Here is a 250-nt window from a genome sequence, read left to right as displayed (position 1 = left end):
GAGGAAGCCTTGCAGGTTCTCGAACTCCTCCATCGAGCGCACGAGTTCTTTGAGGTTGTCGAGGCGGCCGGCGGCGTCGGCGGACCGGTCCTTCTGCCACATCTCGGTGTAGCCGGATTCATCGAGCACGATCTCGGCAAGTTGCGTGTGCGGAACGATGTCGCGCTGTGCGCGCCAGCGGTCGAAATTGGTCATGACGTCGCGCAGGCTGCCGCGTGCCTTCGGCTTCAATTCGTCGGTCTCAATCACC

At 62.4% G+C, this 250-nt stretch carries 1 pseudogene; it reads right to left on the bottom strand.

The features are described 5' to 3' along the window. Window positions 1–250 (bottom strand): annotated as a pseudogene (locus tag AC0KVN_RS27740) (DNA helicase II); the annotation flags it as partial.

It is taken from the genome of Sphingobium sp. SG1, from assembly GCF_057063145.1.
This window is presented reverse-complemented; position numbering and strand designations above follow the sequence as displayed.